The sequence below is a fragment of the Allosediminivita pacifica genome, assembly GCF_003054175.1.
Classification (GTDB): Bacteria; Pseudomonadota; Alphaproteobacteria; order Rhodobacterales; family Rhodobacteraceae; genus Allosediminivita; species Allosediminivita pacifica.
This window is the reverse complement of the sequence record NZ_QBKN01000017.1, coordinates 12,549-30,170: the sequence shown is the minus strand read 5'-3', so window position 1 is coordinate 30,170 and position 17,622 is coordinate 12,549. Positions and strand designations below refer to the sequence as shown.

14 protein-coding genes are annotated in these 17,622 nt (G+C 65.7%); 4 read left to right on the top strand and 10 right to left on the bottom strand.

Translation table 11 applies throughout. From position 1 onward, the window contains the following. Positions 1-38 precede the first annotated feature (38 nt). A complete protein-coding gene (locus tag C8N44_RS13735) occupies positions 39-1,610 on the bottom strand; it encodes a 2-isopropylmalate synthase (protein WP_107977345.1) in 1,572 nt (523 codons plus the stop codon). Positions 1,611-2,048: 438 nt separating this feature from the next. Here C8N44_RS13735 and C8N44_RS13730 point away from each other — a divergent pair, with 438 nt between their 5' ends. Continuing rightward, positions 2,049-4,028 (top strand): hypothetical protein, encoded by a 1,980-nt coding sequence (locus C8N44_RS13730; protein WP_107977344.1) that lies wholly within the window; start codon positions 2,049-2,051, stop codon positions 4,026-4,028. Here the strand turns inward: C8N44_RS13730 and epsE are convergent. The 7 genes from epsE to C8N44_RS13695 all read right to left on the bottom strand — a co-directional run bounded on the left by epsE (position 4,001) and on the right by C8N44_RS13695 (position 11,654). Further along, positions 4,001-5,221 (bottom strand): exopolysaccharide biosynthesis GT4 family glycosyltransferase EpsE, encoded by a 1,221-nt coding sequence (epsE, locus tag C8N44_RS13725; RefSeq protein ID WP_107977413.1) that lies wholly within the window; start codon positions 5,219-5,221, stop codon positions 4,001-4,003. The genes C8N44_RS13730 and epsE overlap by 28 nt on opposite strands. Positions 5,222-5,478: 257 nt before the next feature. After that, positions 5,479-6,048 carry a DUF1523 family protein gene (locus C8N44_RS13720; RefSeq protein WP_107977343.1) on the bottom strand — a complete coding sequence of 190 codons (570 nt, stop codon included), beginning with the start codon at positions 6,046-6,048 and terminating at the stop codon, positions 5,479-5,481. Positions 6,049-6,174: 126 nt separating this feature from the next. Next, on the bottom strand, positions 6,175-7,143 hold the full coding sequence (locus C8N44_RS13715; RefSeq protein ID WP_107977342.1) for a zinc-binding metallopeptidase family protein: 969 nt from the start codon (positions 7,141-7,143) through the stop codon (positions 6,175-6,177). 85 nt (positions 7,144-7,228) lie between these two features. Next, positions 7,229-7,558, bottom strand: a complete 330-nt coding sequence (locus C8N44_RS13710) for a hypothetical protein (RefSeq protein WP_107977341.1) — start codon at positions 7,556-7,558, stop codon at positions 7,229-7,231. Positions 7,559-7,610: 52 nt separating this feature from the next. Further along, positions 7,611-8,816 carry an aminopeptidase P family protein gene (locus C8N44_RS13705; protein WP_107977340.1) on the bottom strand — a complete coding sequence of 402 codons (1,206 nt, stop codon included), beginning with the start codon at positions 8,814-8,816 and terminating at the stop codon, positions 7,611-7,613. A 152-nt stretch (positions 8,817-8,968) separates the two neighbouring features. Continuing rightward, positions 8,969-10,081, bottom strand: a complete 1,113-nt coding sequence (locus tag C8N44_RS13700) for a 5-methyltetrahydropteroyltriglutamate--homocysteine S-methyltransferase (protein WP_107977339.1) — start codon at positions 10,079-10,081, stop codon at positions 8,969-8,971. Between the two features lie 97 nt (positions 10,082-10,178). Further along, positions 10,179-11,654 carry an NAD-dependent succinate-semialdehyde dehydrogenase gene (locus tag C8N44_RS13695; protein WP_107977338.1) on the bottom strand — a complete coding sequence of 492 codons (1,476 nt, stop codon included), beginning with the start codon at positions 11,652-11,654 and terminating at the stop codon, positions 10,179-10,181. Between the two features lie 75 nt (positions 11,655-11,729). Between C8N44_RS13695 and C8N44_RS13690 the strand changes: the two genes are divergently transcribed. The 3 genes from C8N44_RS13690 (at position 11,730) to C8N44_RS13680 (ending at position 15,536) form a co-directional block, all read left to right on the top strand. Beyond that, positions 11,730-12,521 (top strand): alpha/beta hydrolase, encoded by a 792-nt coding sequence (locus tag C8N44_RS13690; RefSeq protein WP_107977337.1) that lies wholly within the window; start codon positions 11,730-11,732, stop codon positions 12,519-12,521. Between the two features lie 94 nt (positions 12,522-12,615). Beyond that, positions 12,616-14,778, top strand: coding sequence for an esterase-like activity of phytase family protein (locus tag C8N44_RS13685; RefSeq protein ID WP_107977336.1), 2,163 nt, complete (start codon positions 12,616-12,618; stop codon positions 14,776-14,778). A 203-nt stretch (positions 14,779-14,981) separates the two neighbouring features. Then, positions 14,982-15,536 carry a hypothetical protein gene (locus C8N44_RS13680; RefSeq protein WP_107977335.1) on the top strand — a complete coding sequence of 185 codons (555 nt, stop codon included), beginning with the start codon at positions 14,982-14,984 and terminating at the stop codon, positions 15,534-15,536. Positions 15,537-15,605: 69 nt separating this feature from the next. Here the strand turns inward: C8N44_RS13680 and C8N44_RS13675 are convergent, their stop codons facing one another. Both C8N44_RS13675 and glcF read right to left on the bottom strand, forming a co-directional pair. Continuing rightward, positions 15,606-16,079 (bottom strand): Hsp20 family protein, encoded by a 474-nt coding sequence (locus C8N44_RS13675; protein WP_107977334.1) that lies wholly within the window; start codon positions 16,077-16,079, stop codon positions 15,606-15,608. A gap of 199 nt (positions 16,080-16,278) precedes the next feature. Then, positions 16,279-17,604 carry a glycolate oxidase subunit GlcF gene (gene glcF, locus C8N44_RS13670; RefSeq protein ID WP_107977333.1) on the bottom strand — a complete coding sequence of 442 codons (1,326 nt, stop codon included), beginning with the start codon at positions 17,602-17,604 and terminating at the stop codon, positions 16,279-16,281. Positions 17,605-17,622 lie beyond the last annotated feature (18 nt).

The following is a 17,622-nucleotide window of genomic DNA, read 5'->3' as shown; positions in this document are numbered from 1 at the left end:
AAAGAAGGCCCGGATCGTTTGATCCGGGCCACTTCGCTTCAGCTGACGTCCTTGTAGGAGATTTCCTTCACATCCTTGCCGGCGGACTTGTCGCGGCGGACGAGCAGGCGATTGAGTGCGTTCACGTAGGCCCGGGCCGAGGCGACGACCGTATCGGTGTCAGCCGACTGGCCGGTGGCGAACATGCCATCTTCCTCCAGCCGGACCGAAACGGTGGCTTGGGCATCGGTGCCTTCGGTCACGGCGTGGACCTGGTAGAGTTGAAGATGCGCCTTGTTAGGGTGAAGCTCGCGCACGGCCTTGAAGGTCGCGTCGACGGGGCCATCGCCCTCACAGGTCGCGCTGACTTCCTTACCATCGATTTCCATCTCGAGCTCGGCCTTCGCAGGTCCGCCGGTGCCGCAAGTGACCGAGAGGTTCACGATCTGCAGGCGGTCGGCCATGCCGTCGGTGGTGGTCGCCGTCACAAGCGCGAGGATGTCCTCGTCGTAGACTTCCTTCTTGCGGTCGGCGAGCTCCTTGAAGCGGACGAAGAGATCCTTGAGCTGGTTGTCCCCGACGTCGACGCCGAGGTCCTTGAGCTTGGCGCGGAGCGCGGCGCGGCCCGAGTGCTTGCCCATCACGAGGTTGGTGGCCGAGAGACCCACGTCCTCGGGGCGCATGATCTCGAAGGTTTCGGCATTCTTGAGCATGCCGTCCTGGTGGATGCCGCTTTCATGCGCGAAGGCGTTCTTGCCGACGATGGCCTTGTTGTACTGCACCGGGAAGCCCGAGACCGTCGCCACGCGGCGCGAGATGTGCATGATCTTCTTGGTGTCGACGCCGGTGTCGTACGGCATGATGTCGCTGCGCGTGCGCAGCGCCATGACCACTTCTTCGAGCGCCGTGTTGCCGGCGCGTTCGCCGAGGCCGTTGATCGTGCATTCGATCTGGCGTGCGCCACCCTCGACCGCGGCCAGCGCGTTGGCCGTCGCCATGCCGAGGTCGTTGTGGCAGTGCGTGGCAAAGATGATCTCGTCGGCGCCGGGCACGGTTTCGATCAGGCGGCGGATGAGGTCCGCGCTCTCGGTCGGGGCCGTGTAGCCGACGGTGTCGGGGATGTTGATCGTGGTGGCACCCGCCTTGATGGCGATCTCGACCACGCGGCGCAGGTAGTCCCATTCGGTGCGGGTGGCGTCCATGGGCGACCACTGCACGTTGTCGCAGAGGTTGCGCGCGTGGCTGACCGTCTGCTCGATCCGCTCGGCCATCTGGTCCTGGTCGAGGTTGGGGATGGCGCGGTGCAGCGGCGAGGTGCCGATGAAGGTGTGGATGCGCGGGCGGTTGGCGTGCTTCACGGCCTCCCAGCAGCGGTCGATGTCGGCGGGCTGGGCGCGGGCGAGCCCGCAGATCACGGCGTTCTTGCTGCGCTGCGCGATCTCGGAGACGGCGCGGAAGTCGCCTTCGGAGGCGATGGGAAAGCCGGCTTCGATGATGTCGACGCCCATGTCGTCGAGCAGCTCTGCGATCTCGAGCTTTTCGGCGTGGGTCATGGTCGCGCCGGGGCTTTGTTCGCCATCACGGAGCGTCGTGTCGAAGATGAGCACGCGGTCTTTGGCTGTATCGGTCATGGAAGGTCTCTTTTCGTCTTCTCAAATTGCAAAGGGCGTTCGGCGCGAAGCAAATGTCCCCTGAGCGGTCGCGCCGAATGGCCGCGCTCAGAGGCGCATTAGGAGAAGACGCAGTGCGACCGCAAGCGGCGCGGAATCGCGCACGGCACCGGGGATATGGCGGATCGCTGTCATGTGGCGGAGTATAGGGGTAAATCTCTTAATGAAAACCCCGCGATTTTCTGAATGGGGGCTGACCGGACGCTGAGTGCCGGGGCAGGCGGGCAGGCAACGGGATACGGATCGAGAGGCCAGATGAAACGGCTGCTTGTGGCATGTGTCATGGCGTCACTTTCGGTCAGCGCGACGGCGGAGCCGAGCGGGGCGCCGGAGGTGCCGTCGCCTGTCGGGAGCGCCCTGCGGCTCGATAGCGAATCACCGAGACACGAAAGAGGTCCGATGCCTGGTACGGCGGAGGGGCAGAATCCCGGGTCGGCGCGTTCTGACAGTATCCCGAAGCTTGGCATGGGGCTCAGCGGCTTGGCGCACTGGTCCACTCAGCATCCTTTTCTCGACCTCATGAAGTCGGCCCGGGACTGGTCCGGGTATCCGGCTGTCCGCGGCGATTTCGACGGGAGGGCGCTGCGGGCGGCGGGGTACGTGGGCGCCGACGGGTGGCCGCTTGAGGTGCCGGAGGGACTCGAAGGGTTGCGGACGCTGATCCTGACCGATCAGCCGGCAGATGCCGGACATCTCCGCGGGGACTATGTTCTGTCCTACGATGGGCAGGCCGAGATCGAGGTTGGTGGTCGTGCGCGCCGTCTGCGGCTCGAGCCGGGCCGTATCGTCTTTGCCTACGAGCCGGGACCCGGGTCGGTCACGATCTCGGTGAGCGAGATCGACCGGGACGATCCCATTCGGAACATCCGCGTTGTGCGGGAGGATCTGGTGCCGCTTTGGGAGGCCGGGGCCGTCTTCAACCCGGACTGGATCGAGAGGATCTCGGATCTGAGGGTTCTGCGCTTCACCGACTGGATGGGGACCAACGGGTCGCTGGTGTCACGATGGGAGGACCGGCCCCGTATCGGAGATGCGACCTGGAGGGCCTGGGGCGTTCCGTTGCCCGTGATGATCGAGCTTGCGAACCGCGTCGGTGCCGATCCGTGGTTCAACATGCCCCACCTTGCCGACGATACCTATGTCCGCCGCTTTGCCGAGGTCGTGGAGGCGCGGCTCGATCCGGATCTGAAGGCACATGTGGAGTACAGTAACGCGGTCTGGGATTCCGGTTTCCCGCAATCGGATTGGATGCGTCAGCAGGCCGAGATGCGCTGGGGCCCGAGCAAGACCGGGTGGGCGCAGTTCTACGGGCTGCGTGCGGCTCAGGTCATGGATATCTGGGCTGATGTCTTCGGGGCGGAGGCTGATCAGCGCCTGGTGCGGATCGCCGCGACGCGAACCGAAGAGCCGGGCATCGAGGAATACATCCTGAAAGCTCCGCTGGTCCTGCTTGAGACCGGGCAGTTCCCGCTGGAAAGCTTCGATGCCTACGCCATCACTGGCTACTTCGGCGAGGAGCTGGGGGAAGATGCCATGGCCTCGCGTGTCGAGGGCTGGCTGAGCCGCGGGGAACAGGCCGCCCGGGAGGCGGGGGAGCGACAAGGCCTTCAGCGGGTGGCGCTCCGCGAGTTCGTCCGCGACAGGCGGTTTGATGCGGCATTTTCCGAGGCGGCCGAGGCGGTAAAAGTAGGGTCGCTCGGAAGACTTGTCGAAGACCTGTTCCCCTACCATGCAGCCGTTGCCGAGGCGTCGGGGTTGCGGTTGATCCTGTCCGAGGGCGGAACACGGGCCGTCGGGCGCGGGGCGCGCGTGGACGACGCGAAGCTGACCGCCTTCCTGACAGCGTTCAACTATTCGCCCGAGATGGCCTGGCTCTACGATATCTTGCTGTCCGGTTGGGTGGACGCGGGGGGCACGCTGTTCACCGCTTTTGCCGACGTGGCCGCCCCTTCGAAGTACGGGAGCTGGGGGGCCTTGCGCCACCTCGAGGATTTGAACCCGCGTTGGGAGGTCCTGATGGCCTATAACGAAAAGGCCCCTTCCGATTGGGCGTCACGGGATCCCTCCGCCTTTGCGGACGGGGCCATCCGCGTGGCGGGCGAGGCGGGTGCGACGCTGCGTGGCACGCCGCGGGCGGATGTTCTTGTCGGAGGGTCCGGGGATGACCGGCTGGTCGGGGCCGGCGGCGATGACAGGATGAACGGCGGTGCCGGTCGGGACATCGCGGTGCTTCCGGGGCGCCGCGACGCTTACCGTTTTTCTCGGGAGGGTCAGCGTCTTGTGGCCTCCGGGCCGGGGGGTGTCGTTAAGATGGCTGGCATCGAGGAGCTGGTTTTTTCCGCCGAAGCGGATCAGCCGGTCGCGGCCTCGGGGCTGTAGGACTTCAGCCGCGCGATCTCTTCCGCCAGCGCCATTGCGCCGAACTCGACACGATAGTGTGCCTCGACCCGTGCGCGCCCGTTCGTCGACAGTTTCATCAGGGCGTCTGGATCCTGGACCAGTGCACGGATCGCCCGGGCCATGGCGCCCGGGTTCCGGGGCGGGACCAGGCACCCGGTGCGCCCGTCCTCGATGAGTTCGCGAGGTGCGCCAGCCTCGGTCCCGATGGTCGGCACACCCATTGCCATGGCTTCCATGTAGGCGACGCCCGCGGGGCTGCCGGGGGACGACAGCGCGAAGAGATGCGCCTCTTCGAGCTTGGCGCGCACCGCGTCCTCGTCCATGGCCCCGAGAAGGCGCACGTGGTCCTGGAGGTGGAGCTTTTTCAGGTGGGCCTCGAGTTTGGATCGGAAACCCTTGCCGGCATTGTCGTCTTCGCCTGCGATTTCGAGGCGCACGTCCACGCCCTGGTCGAGCAGCTGGCGGATGGCACTCATCAAATCGTGGTGCCCCTTCTCGGGGGAGAGCCGGGCGCAGGAGAATATCCTGACGGGTCGGCCCCGTTCCGGGGGCGCGTAGGGCGTCTGACGCCGCATGGCCCCGAAATCGACGCCCTCGGGCTTCAGGATCACCCTCTCGGGCAGGTCATCCCCCACGGTTTCGAGAAGCCTGTCGTGAAGGTTTCTCGTGGTGACGGTGCCGAAGGCCGCGTGGCGCCATTTGAACCTGTAGCCCGCGCGGCATGCCGCCTCGGGCATCCGCAGGGCCAGCGAATACGGAGGGCCACCCATCTTCCGGGCGAGTGCCGCCGCCAGCGCGGAGCGCCCGCCACCGCTCACGTGGAGGTGGTCGAGGTTCCGTTTTCTGGCCACGCGCAATAGCCGGATCGACGCGGGCAGGCACAGCGGGATGTCGCGGGCGAATTGGATGGCGTCCCGTAGCGCGCGAAACGGCGGGCGGGAGAGAAGGGGTATATCCCAGCATCTTTTTCGCCAGGGCAGCTTCATGGACCCGAGATACGTCGTGCAGGCCACAGCGGCATCGGACCAGCTATGGGGCATGAGCGCCTTGGGCGGTGGCCGGGACGAGAGGACGAGGACATCGTGCCCCATGGCATCCAGCGCTTCGATTTCGCGCCGGATAGGTCCATGGGTCTGCCCTGGAAACCTGGGCACAAGATACCCGATGCGCAAAGCGTGCGTCACCATTGATCCTTTGTGGCTTTGTCATCCGGGGCAGCTTTCCGGATGAGTACGACTATCCCTGTCACGCCCATGCTTTGGCCACAGCTAACTCGTCCGTGGCCAGTGTAACCGGGTGGTATTTTCGAATGTGTGGCGTGACGGGAACGGCCTGCGGGACGCGGGTTGATCGTCCGGCGTCACGGCAGCGGCTTTCGCGGCATCTCCCGCTGCCGGCACGAGGCTGCACCAGCAGGGGAAGGGGCGTCTCAGAAGCGGTCCGCGGCCCGCTTGATCATGGGATCGATGCGGTTTTCCCGGAACCGCCGCCAGCGCACCCAGATTGCCCAGACGACCGCGATCAGGATGATGAGCGTCACGATGCTCGTCCACGGGATCACCCGGGCGTCGGGTCCGTCGACCGTCTTGATCCGCACCGCGTTGGGGTAGATCGAGATAAGTTCGTTGCGCCAGCCGTAGTGCTTGATCGCGATCCAGCGCGGCTCCTGCGAAGTGGAGCGCAGGTCGGCGGCCTCGGCCTGCAGGGTCGCGCTGTCGAACTTGAAGAAGGGGGGCCAGCCCCAGCCAGTATCCTCGTTGCGGTAAACCATGACGTCGCCGCCAGCCAGCCGCGACTGGATGAAGAACACGTCGCGCTGTGCGCCGGGCAGCGAACCGGTGTTGGCCTCGGTCCAGAACCAGCGGTTCTCGCCGGGATTGACCCGTGTTTCGTAGGTGTCCGTGATGCGCGCCACGTCCCAGCGGGGCAGGGTGTAGTGCAGCGCCGCAAGCACCAGCGTCCAGAAGAGGATCGTGAGGGTCCATTTGACGTAGCGCATTGGCTGCCTTTCAGTCGGGTCGTGCCGCGGGGAGCATCGCCAGAACGGGCGCGACAGGCAAGCAGTTGCGGACGACATGCGCCCGCTTTCGCTGCTCTGGGCCGCGCATCGGCGACATGGAGACGATCAGCCGCGCCCCGCCCCTTCGCGGAGATGGGCGTGTGCGAAGGCCATCTTGTGGCGGACCCCGTTGGTCAGGACGAACGGATAGAGGTCCGGGAGGTCAAGCGCCCGGTTGACGTGGTTCACGGCCATCGACATCGCCACCGCCTGGCTCACAAGCCCTTCGGTACCGGCGTCTGCGTAGGCGTCGTAGCCCTCGCGCGGGCCTTCGGGAAGCGCGAGGCGGGCAGAGGCCGCGCTGTCGAGCATGTCCACGAGGTGAAGCAGATGCGCGATCGTTTCGGCCCAATCCTCGTGGGGGTGCGCGGTCGCGTAGCTCGTGATGTGGGTCTCGTCCCCGGGTTTGGGGTTCTGGTAGTGGCGCTGCAGGGCGGCGCCGTAGTCCTCGCGCTCGTCGCCAAAGAGCTCGCGGAAACCTGCGAGGAATTTCTCGTCGGCGCTCAGCCGCAGTTGCAGAAAGTGCGAGAGCTCGTGCCGGAAGTGGCCGATCATCGTGCGATAGAGCTCGCCCAGTTCGTCCTGCCGCTGGGCCAGCACAGGATCGCTGGCTTCGGTCACGTTGATGGTGATGACGCCGTCGGCGTGGCCCATCGTGACGGCTTCCTCCCCGGTGAAGGTCTGCTCGGACAGCAACCGAAACTTGGGACGGTCACCGGGGTCGGAGGGCTGGAACCAGCCCCAGCGGGCCACGTTGGCAAGCACCCAGCGTTTGGCCCCTTCGGTCCGCGCCCAGAGCGGCAGGTTATCTGCCTCGCGCAGGTCGGGCAGCACCTCGGTCATGTTGCACGACCGGCAAAGACCGTCGAATTCGCCGGTCCAGTTGCATCCGATCTCGTCCCGGTTCGCACAGACGGGACGGTCCTTGCGCATCACCTGTTCGGTCGGATCGAAGGTGAGCTGCTGTCCGCAGTCGCAACTGAGATTGTGAAAGTAGACCCGTCTGTCGCAGGACGGGCATCGGAAGATCTGCATGGTTTTGAGTCCTAGGGGTCACGTACGTGGCAGGCGGAAACGTGGCGCCCGGGTCTAGGTTCCGAATGGCACGCTTTATTGGGCTTCACCAGCGCGAAGTCCTCCATCTGCGCGGGGCCGTCACGACGACGAGCAGGACGATCGGTGCCCAGATCAGGGAGGAGCGGGCGCCGAGCGAGAGCAAGTGGGTGATCGTTCCCCTTTCGGTTACGCCAAGGGCCGCGAGAGGCGCGCCTTCGGCCATGTAGAGGAGCGTAAAGCCCGCCGAGGAGAGCAGACAGAGCGCGACAGATGACAGGAGCGCGGTCAGCGCCATCCCGAAAAGGCTTTCCGGCAGCACGGATTCGAGCCCCCGCGTCACCACAACGGCGGCCAGCATCAGCAGGATCGTCGGCAAGGCGAGGCCCAGAAGCATTCACATGATCTCGGGCCTCGCAGGCGGGGATCAACCCGCGCCGTCGGCTTTGTTACCCGACGATGTTGAACTCCGGTCCGTAGGGATAGCCGGTGATGTTCTCGGCTCCGTCTTCCGTGATGACAAGGATGTCGTGCTCGCGGTAGCCGCCGGCGCCGGGCTGGCCACGCGGGATGGTCAGCATGGGCTCCATGCTGATGACCATACCGGGTTCAAGCACCGTGTCGATGTCCTCTCGCAGCTCCAGACCGGCCTCGCGACCGTAGTAGTGGCTGAGCAAACCGAAGCTGTGGCCGTAACCGAAGGTCCGGTACTGCAGCAGATCGCGCTCGGCGAGGAAGTCGTTGAGCTTTGCCGTGACCTCGGCGCAGGAGACACCGGGTTTCAGGAGCGAAATGCCGAGTTCGTGCGTGGCGACATTGGCCTCCCAGAACTTCAGCGATGCCTTGTCCGCGTGGCCGACGAACAGGGTGCGTTCGAGCGCCGTGTAGTAGCCCGAGATCATCGGGAAGGCGTTGAGGCTGAGGATATCGCCGGGCTCAATCGCGCGGGCCGTCACCGGGTTGTGCGCGCCATCGGTGTTGAGCCCGGACTGGAACCAGACCCAGGTATCCCGGTACTCGGCCTCGGGAAAGCGGCTGGCGATTTCCAGCTCCATCGCGTCGCGACCGGCCATGGCCACGTCGATTTCCCGTATGCCCGGTCGGATCGCCTGGCGGATCGCGTAGCCGCCGGCGTCCGCCACGGCAGCACCTGCGCGGATCAGGTCGATTTCGGCGGGGGACTTCCGCATCCTTTGCTCCATCGTGGCCGGGGCCACGTCCGCGCGGGAGGCGGGGGAGAGGAAGGCGTCGAGCTTTTCGACCTGCGCCAGCGTCAGGTGATCCCCCTCGAAGCCGATGGCGCGGCCCGTGCCGGCCACATGGGCGACCGCGCGCCAGAAATTGTCGCGCGCCCAGTCGGTATAGGTGATGTTGTCACCGTGGCAGCGGCGCCAGGGCTGGCCCGCGTCGATGCCCGCGCTGATCGTCACGCTGTCGGTCGGCGTGACCACGACGGCGTAGGGCCGCCCGAAGGCGCAGTAGAGAAAGCCGGAGTAGTAGGCGACGTTGTGCATCGAGGTCAGCACGCAGACCTCGATACCCATGCGCGTCATTCGGTCACGCAGGCCGGAAAGCCGGGCCTCGTATTCCTCGGGCGCGAAGGGAAGCGGCGCCTTGGGGCCGTTGTGAAAGCGGTAGAATGCGGGGCGGTCCATGAAACCCTCCTTTCGCCGGGCGGGGCCTTCCCCTGCCGCGGCATCGGCAAAGCAAGGTCCCGGCGTTCAGGACAGGTGGCGGGCGTCTGACCGGCGACGCCATCGCCGGGCCCTGCGCAAAAATGGGCCCGACCGGGCGGTTTGGCAAGGGCTCAGGCCTCGCCCCAGATCGCCTCGGCGGTCTTGACCACAAGCTCCAGCTTGCGCTTCTGGTCGTCCTCGGTGACGGCGTTGCCGTGCTCGGTCGAGGCGAAGCCGCATTGCGGTGCGATACCCAGCTGATCGAGGTCGACGTATTTCGCGGCTTCGTCGAACTTGCGGCGCAGCGCGTCGATATCCTCGAGCTCGGGCGTCTTGGTGGTGATGAAGCCGGGCATGATGCGCTGCTTGCCCTTGGGCAGAAGGCGCAGGGGCTCCAGCCCACCGGCGCGATCGCTGTCGTACTCCATGAAGAAGATGTCGACACCGGTCGAGAAGATCGCCTCGGCGGCGAGATCATATGCACCCTCGGCGGCGTGGGTCGAACGGAAGTTGCCCCGGCACATGTGCATTCCGATCATCATGTCCTCGGGGCGGTCCTTGATCGCTTCGCGCATCATCCACGCGTAGCGTTCGATCAGCCAGTCGGGGTCGAGCCCTGCCTCGGCCTTCTCGGCGCGGTGCTTGGGGTCGCAAAGGTAGGCGAAGAAGATGTCGTCGAGCTGAAGGTAGCGGCAACCTGCGTCGTAGAAGGCCTGCACGGCTTTCTTGTAGGTCTTGGCGATATCAACCAGCAGAACCTCGGTGTCCTTGTAGGGCTCGTGCCGGATGCGGCTGGCGTCGGCTCGAAAGTGGACCGCCGAGGGGCCTGGGATCGAGATCTTGGGGCAATGTGTCGTATGCTCGGCCAAGAAGCGGAAGTGGCCGAGCATCGGGTGATCCGCCGGGAAATCGAGCGGGCCGTTCAGCGCCGGAAAGACGCCGGGCGTCTTGACGCCGGAGAAGACGAACCCTTGGCCATCGTCCTCTTCGATGTCCAGACCGTCGAGCATGTCCATGAAGTCGTAGTGCCAGAAGGCCCGGCGCGCCTCGCCATCGGTCACCGCCTTGATGCCGGTTTCCTCCTGCATCGCGACGATTTTCGGGATCTCGCGGTCCTCGATCTCCTTCAACTCGGTCCCGGTCTTGCCGGCGGCACGCGCATCGGAAATGGCCTTGGGCCGCAGAAGGCTGCCGACGTGATCGGCACGGAACGGCGGTTTCATGGTGCTCTGAACATCTTTCATGCTCACTCCCTCGGATGTTTCGCGGACCGGAGCACCGGCCCGCGCGGAGGATGGCATGTCTCCCGCGCAACTACCAGCTACGAGGGGGAGGCTCGGCTCAGAGCGAGAGGCAGACGTATTTCATCTCGAGGAATTCCTCGATGCCGTGGTGGCTGCCCTCGCGGCCGAGGCCCGATTGCTTCACGCCGCCGAAGGGGGCGACCTCGGTGGAAATGAGGCCGGTATTCACGCCGACGATTCCGTATTCCAGCGCCTCGGCCACTTTCCACACTCGGCTCATGTCCTTGGCGTAGAAGTAGGAGGCGAGGCCGAAGATCGTATCGTTCGCCATGGCGATGACGTCGTCCTCGTTCTCGAACGAGAAGAGCGGCGCGAGCGGCCCGAAGGTTTCCTCGGTTGCGAAGGCCATGTCCTGCGTGGCGCCTGTCACGATGGTTGGGCCGAAGAAATTGCCTTCCATCTCGTCATTCTGGGACCCCCAGATGACCTTGGCGCCCTTGGACTGGGCGTCCCGGATATGGGCTTGAACCTTTTCCAGCGCATCGGAACTGATGAGCGGTCCCATGTCGGGTGCTTCGTCCGACAGGCCGTCACCGACCTTCATGTCCTTGACGCGCGCCTTCAGTTTCTCGGCGAACTCGTCGTAGACGGCGGACTGCACGTAGATGCGGTTGGCGCAGACGCAGGTCTGGCCATTGTTGCGGAACTTGGACGCGATGCAACCTTCGACCGCCTCGTCGATGTCGGCGTCGTCGAAGACGATGAAGGGCGCGTTGCCACCGAGCTCCATCGAGCATTTCTTGACCTGGTCGGCGGCCTGCCGCAGCAGGATGCGGCCGACCTCGGTGCTGCCGGTGAAGGTGATCTTGCGGACCTTCTCGTTCTCGCAGAACTCCTTGCCGACCTCGGAGGCGCTGGAGGAAGGCGTCACGTTGAAGACGCCTGCCGGGATGCCCGCGCGTTCGGCAAGCACCGCGAGCGCCAGCGCCGACAGCGGCGTTTCGGCGGCGGGGCGGGCGACGAAGGTGCAGCCGGCGGCCAGCGCGGGCGCGGCCTTGCGGGTGATCATCGCGATGGGGAAGTTCCACGGCGTGATCGAGGCCGCGACGCCCACGGGCTGTTTCAGCACCATGATGCGCTTGTCGCGGGCATGGCCGGGGATGGTTTCGCCGTAGACGCGCTTGGCCTCTTCGGCGTTGAACTCGATGAAGCTTGCGCCATAGGCGACCTCGCCCTTGGCCTCGGCCAGCGGCTTGCCCTGTTCGGCGGTCATGATCGTGCCGAGATCGTCTTGGTTCTCCATGATCAGGTCGAACCACTTGCGCATGACGTTCGCGCGTTCCTTGCCGGTCCAGCTTGCCCAGTCCTTCTGGGCCTCGAACGCGGCGTCGATGGCCTTGCCGACATCCGCGCGCGACAGGTCGGTCACATTGGCGATCACGTCGCCGCGGGCCGGGTTCGTGACCTCGAAGGTCTTGGCCGACTCGATGAAGCTGCCGTTCACGTAGGCGCGGGATTCCAGCAGGGTCGCATCCTTGAGCAACGCTGGCAGGTTCGTGGTCTGGTCGAGCATGTGTCACCTCCTTGCGCCCCGGGCGCATATGTCCTTGTCTGAAGGGATAGCCGCGGTCTGACAAAGAGGAAAGCGATGGAGCTGGACGACGCCTACGCCAATGCACCCTACATCCCAGGAGCTGCGGACTATCCGCCCCGGTGGCAGACGGAGGCTGACGCCTATCGCACGCGTCTCGCGGTATCCGGCAAGGCCAGGCTGGGGCTGATGTACGGGCACGGAACGCGGCAGGCGCTGGACCTGTTCCTGCCCGACGGGCTGGTACAGGGGCTCGTCGTCTTCGTGCATGGCGGATACTGGATGCGCTTCGACCGTTCCGATTGGTCCCATCTGGCCGAGGGCGCGCGCCTGCACGGTTGGGCGGTGGCGCTGCCGTCCTACGACCTGTGCCCCCGCGTGACGATTCCGGACATCACGCGGCAGGTGGCGCAGGCGATTTCGGTGGCGGCGCGCGAGGTGGAAGGCCCCATTCACCTGACCGGCCATTCTGCCGGCGGCCAGCAGGTGGCTCGGATGTGCGCGGCGGGTGTCCTGCCCGAGGATGTCGCGAGCCGCCTGGGGCATGTCATGCCGATTTCGCCGGTGGCCGACCTGCGGCCGCTTCTGAAGACCAGCATGAACCAGCAGCTCGGGCTGGACGAAGCCATGGCCGAGAGCGAGAGCCCGGTCCTGCAGCCTGCCCCCTCCTGCAAGACGACCGTCTGGGTTGGCGCGGAAGAACGGCCCGCCTTTCTGGATCAGGCGCGCTGGTTGGCCGAGGCTTGGGGCGCGGGTCACGTCGTGGAGCCCGATCGGCATCATTTCGACGTGGTCGAAGGGCTGGCAGACCCCGACAGCCGCATGACGAAGGCGCTTCTGTCCCTCTGAGCGGGCGCTTTTGTCATCTGGGCGTTACACGTTCGTCACGCGCGCGTGACGAAGGCGGCGCAGTGGACACGGGCAAACTCAACAGGGGGAAATAATGCCCATCCGCACGCTTTGCCTGACGTCGGTCCTCGCGATCATCGCCGGGACCGCCTCGGCCGACATGGTCTTCAACCGCATCGCCAGTTTCGCCACGCCCCTGAATATGGCCGAGGGCGAGGACACGGCGCGCGAGACCTCGGCCGAGATCATCTCGGTCACCGAAGACGGCATGACGCTGGTCTATACCGACAGCCCGCTCAGCGTTCTTGGCCGCATCGACATCACCGATCCCGCCAACCCGCAGCCGCTGGGCAACATCGAGCTTGGCGGCGAGCCCACGGCCGTCTCGGTGATCGGTTCGACCGCCTATGTCGGCGTGAACACCTCGGAAAGCTACACGCAGCCGTCCGGCTACCTTGGCGCCATTGACGTCGCGACGGGCGAGATGCTGGGCCAGTGTGACCTTGGCGGTCAGCCCGACAGCACCGCCGCGGCCAAGGATGGCAGCTTTGTCGCCGTCGCGATCGAAAACGAACGTGACGAGGATCTGGGCGACGGTCGCGTGCCGCAGCTGCCCGCGGGCTTTGTTGCCATGGTGGACGTGGCCGATGGGACGTTCGACTGCGACACGCTGCGCAAGGCCGATGTGACCGGGCTTGCCGAGATCGCGTCTGAGGATCCCGAGCCCGAGTTCACCGACATCAACAGCCTGGGCGAGGTCGCGGTCACGCTGCAGGAAAACAACCACATCGTGATCCTGGCCTCTGACGGGTCGGTCCTTTCCGATTTCCCGGCGGGTGCCGTGGATCTCGAGAACATCGACACGCAGGACGAACGCGGCGCCATCACCTTCGACGGGAGCCAGCAGGATCGCAAACGCGAGCCCGATGCCGTGCAGTGGATCGACGACGACCACATCGTGATCGCCAATGAGGGCGACATGGACGGCGGATCGCGCGGCTTTACCGTCTTCAACAAGGACGGCACCGAGGTCTACGAGAGCGGCCCGAGCTTTGAACACGCCGTGGCGCAGATCGGCCACTATCCGGACAAGCGCTCGGACGCCAAGGGCGTGGAGCCCGAGGGCATGGAAATCGCCACCTTCGACGGCACGCCGATGATGTTCCTGCTGTCCGAGCGCGGCTCGGTCGTGGGCGTCTACGACATGTCCGACCCGGCGGCGCCTGAGCTTGTCCAGCTGCTGCCCTCGGGCATCTCGCCGGAAGGCGCCGTGGCAATCCCCTCGCGCAACCTGCTCGCCACCGCGAACGAAACCGACCTGATCGAAGACGGCGGCGTGCGCGCGCATGTCATGATCTACGAATACGCCGAAGGCGAGCCCGCCTATCCGACGCTGACAAGCGAAGGTGCCGACGAGCTGATCGGCTGGGGGGCGATCTCGGGCATGGTCGCGGGTGAGGATGGCTACGTCTACGCCGTGAACGACAGCTTCTACGGGTTCCAGCCGCGCATCTCCAAGATCGACGCGAGCGAGACGCCGGCCCGCATCGTGTCGGCCACCGACATCACGCGCGCCGGGCGCATCGCCCAGAAGCTTGATCTCGAGGGCATCACGACCGATGGCGACGGCGGCTTCTGGCTTGCCTCCGAAGGGCGCACCGACCGGGTCATCCCGCACGCGATCTACCACGTCACCGCCGATGGCGAGATCGACGAGGAAGTGGGCCTGCCCGCCGAACTGATGGCGGTCGAAAAGCGGTTCGGCTTCGAAGGCATCACGATGATCGGCGATACGCTCTGGATGGCCGTCCAGCGCGAATGGGGCGACGATCCCGCCAACCACGTGAAGCTGGTCTCCTACAACACCGAAACCGGCGAATGGGGCGCGGTCCACTACCCGAAGGCCGAACCCGAGACCGGCTGGGTCGGGCTTTCGGAGATCACCGCCCATGGCGACTGGGTCTACGTGATCGAACGCGACAACCAGATCGGCGCCGATGCCGTGACCAAGAAGGTCTACCGCATTCCCGCCGCTGAGATGCAGCCTGCTGCGCTGGGCGGCGAGTTGCCCGTGGTCAGCAAGGAAGAAGTGCGCGACCTGATCCCCGATCTGAAGCAGTGGAACGGCTACGTGGTCGACAAGATCGAGGGTCTGGCCATCACGCAGGACGGCACGATCTACGTCTCGACCGACAATGACGGCGTGGACGACAGCTCGGGCGAGACCTTCTTCTGGAGCATTGGCACGGCCGAGTGATCGGCAGACTTTGATTGAAAGCTGGACGCCCCGTGGCCCGTGCCGCGGGGCGTTTCCTGTGTCGCGTCACCTCTCGGGGAACGTGCACGCATGGGTTGCGTTGAGCGTCAGCATTCGGTGCTGCGGATACAGGAAACCTCAACCTCCTTCCGGATAGGGTCGATGCGACGAACGCCTGCGCGTTTCCCGAAGGAGTGTTGCCCGTGGAAGACCTGCCACGCAGAGCCATCCTGACCTGCTTCCTGGCCTCGATGCTGATTGTCTTCGCTGCCGCGCATGTGGCGGTAAGCCTGCCTCCAGCGGCTGTCGCCCTGATCGGGCTGCTTCTCCTGCTCCGTATCGGCTGGCTCGAGGACAATATCTCGCAGGATCTTCTGGACCGGGATCGCATGCCCGCGAGCTACGTGAACACGGCGCGACGGCGGCAACGGATGGCGTGGTATGTCCTTTCGCGCCGCCCCGGCCGTGATCCTGCCGGGGACTGCCCGGCACTTCTTGCCACGCGCATGCGGGCCGAGGTGCAGGGCCACTGGGCGGCGCTGATCGCCGCCACGGCGGCCGGTGTGGCGCACGGCATGCCGGCGGGCTTTGCCCTGTCGATGACCCTGGGCGCCGGGCTGCTGGTGCTGGCCCTGTGGCGGGCCGATCACATGGCGCTGTCGCTGCTGCACCTGGAGGCCGGGTTTCCCCTGACACGAGAGCGGCTTCTGGCGCGCTCGGGCTGGGTCAACTCTTATCAGGATCCGCCGGAGCATTGACCCTCAACGAATAAGGCCCCGGACATGCCGGGGCCTTGCGACGTCTTAAGGGCTGGAAAAGCCGTGACCTCAGTTCACGGTTTCGGCGTCCAGCACATCGCGGCGGACCGGGCTGCCGTCCGACTTGGCGATGGCGATCCGGCGCGGTTTCAGCGCTTCGGGCACTTCCCGCTCAAGGTCGATGTGCAGCATGCCGTTCTCGTGAAGGGCGCCCTTCACGCGGACATGGTCGGCCAAGTGGAAGCGGCGCTCGAAGGCGCGCGTGGCGATACCGCGGTGCAGGTAGGTTCGGGTCTGGTCCTCTTCGGCCTTGCGGGCCGACACGACGAGCGCCTGGTCCTTCACTTCGACCGTGAGGTCGTTCTCGGCAAATCCGGCGACGGCGATTGAGATGCGATAGGCATCTTCGGCGGTCTTTTCGATATTGTAGGGCGGATAACCGGGCTGGCTGGATTCACCGGCCAGAACGCGGTCCATCAGGTCAGCCACCTGATCAAAGCCCACGGTCGCACGGTAGAGCGGGGCAAAATCGTAGTGTCGCATGGAATCCTCCGTTGAGCGAAACCTAGTTGGCGGCACCCTCCCACGTGGGAACGGGCGTCTTTCCGTGCCGGACCCAGAAGAGGCGTCCGACACGGAAAAAAATGGGACGGCCGCGGTCGGTTTCAAGACCTTTTCGACGCTTGAGCCAAGCGGTGACGACCGAAGTCCGAACCGCTGGTGCCGGCCTGCTTGCCCTCGCTCAGGCCGGCGTTGAAAGCCGGGGAACGGGGAGTTCTCCGTCCTCGTCGAGCGCGCGCGGCCGGGGGCCGCCCGTCGCCCAGTCCAGAAGCTCGACCGTGTGCACGATAGGCGCACCCGCCGCCGAGCCGATCTGCATCATGCAGCCGATGTTCCCGGCGGCCACGATATCGGGGGATTTCGCCGCCAGCGTGCGCACCTTGCGGTCCTTCAGCTTGGCGGAAATCTCGGGCTGCATCAGGTTGTACGTCCCTGCGCTGCCGCAGCAGAGATGCGGGTCGGCGGGTTCGACCACCTCGAAACCGGCCCTCTTGAGCAGGGTCTTCGGATGCGTCTTGATCTTCTGGCCATGCTGTAGCGAACAGGCCGCGTGATAGGCGACGCGCAGGTTGCGGCTTTCCTGTTCGGGCATGTCGAGCTGCATGAGCACTTCACTGACATCCATGGCGCGCTCCGCCACGCGGGCGGCATCTTCGGCAAGCGGGTCTTGCCGGAACATGTGGCCGTAGTCCTTGACGGTGGTGCCGCAGCCGCTGGTGTTGATGACGATGGCATCAAGCCCCTCGCCCTCGATCTCGCGCGTCCAGGCGCGGATGTTGGCGGCAGCGCTGGCATGGCTTTCGTCGGTCTTGCCCATGTGATGGGTCAGCGCCCCGCAGCAGCCCGCGCCCTGCGCGACGACGACCTCGCAGCCAAGCCGTGTGAGCAGGCGGATGGTGGCGTCGTTGATGTCGGTGTTGAGGGCGCGCTGCGCACAGCCGGTCATCAGGGCGACGCGCATCCGGCGTCCGCCCTTCGCGGCAAAGCTCTGCGGGTCATCGTTGCGGCTGACCGCCGGGATCCTGCGCGGCGCCATGTCGAGCATTGCCCGCAGACGCGCGTCCGGGATCAGGCCGCGGAAGGGTCGGCCCGCCTTGGCAGCCAGCAGCGCAAGCCGGAACCGGCGGGGGTGGGGCAGGATGCGGGCGAGCGTCCAGCGAAGTGCCCTGTCGTGCCAGGGGCGGTCGTAGTGCTGTTCGATGTAGTCGCGCGCGTGATCAACGAGGTGCATGTAGTGCACGCCGGAGGGGCAGGTGGTCATGCAGGCAAGGCAGGACAGGCACCGGTCGATATGCTTGACCGTTTTCTCGTCGGGCGTCCGCTCGTTTTCGAGCATGTCCTTGATCAGGTAGATGCGACCCCTGGGGCTGTCGAGTTCGTCACCCAGCACCTGGTAGGTGGGGCAGGTGGCCGTGCAGAAGCCACAATGGACGCAGGCGCGCAGGATCTCGTTCGCGCGTGCGGTGCCGGGATCCCTCAGTTGTGTTTCCGTGAAGTTCGTCTGCATCGTGCCTCGCTCGGGGTA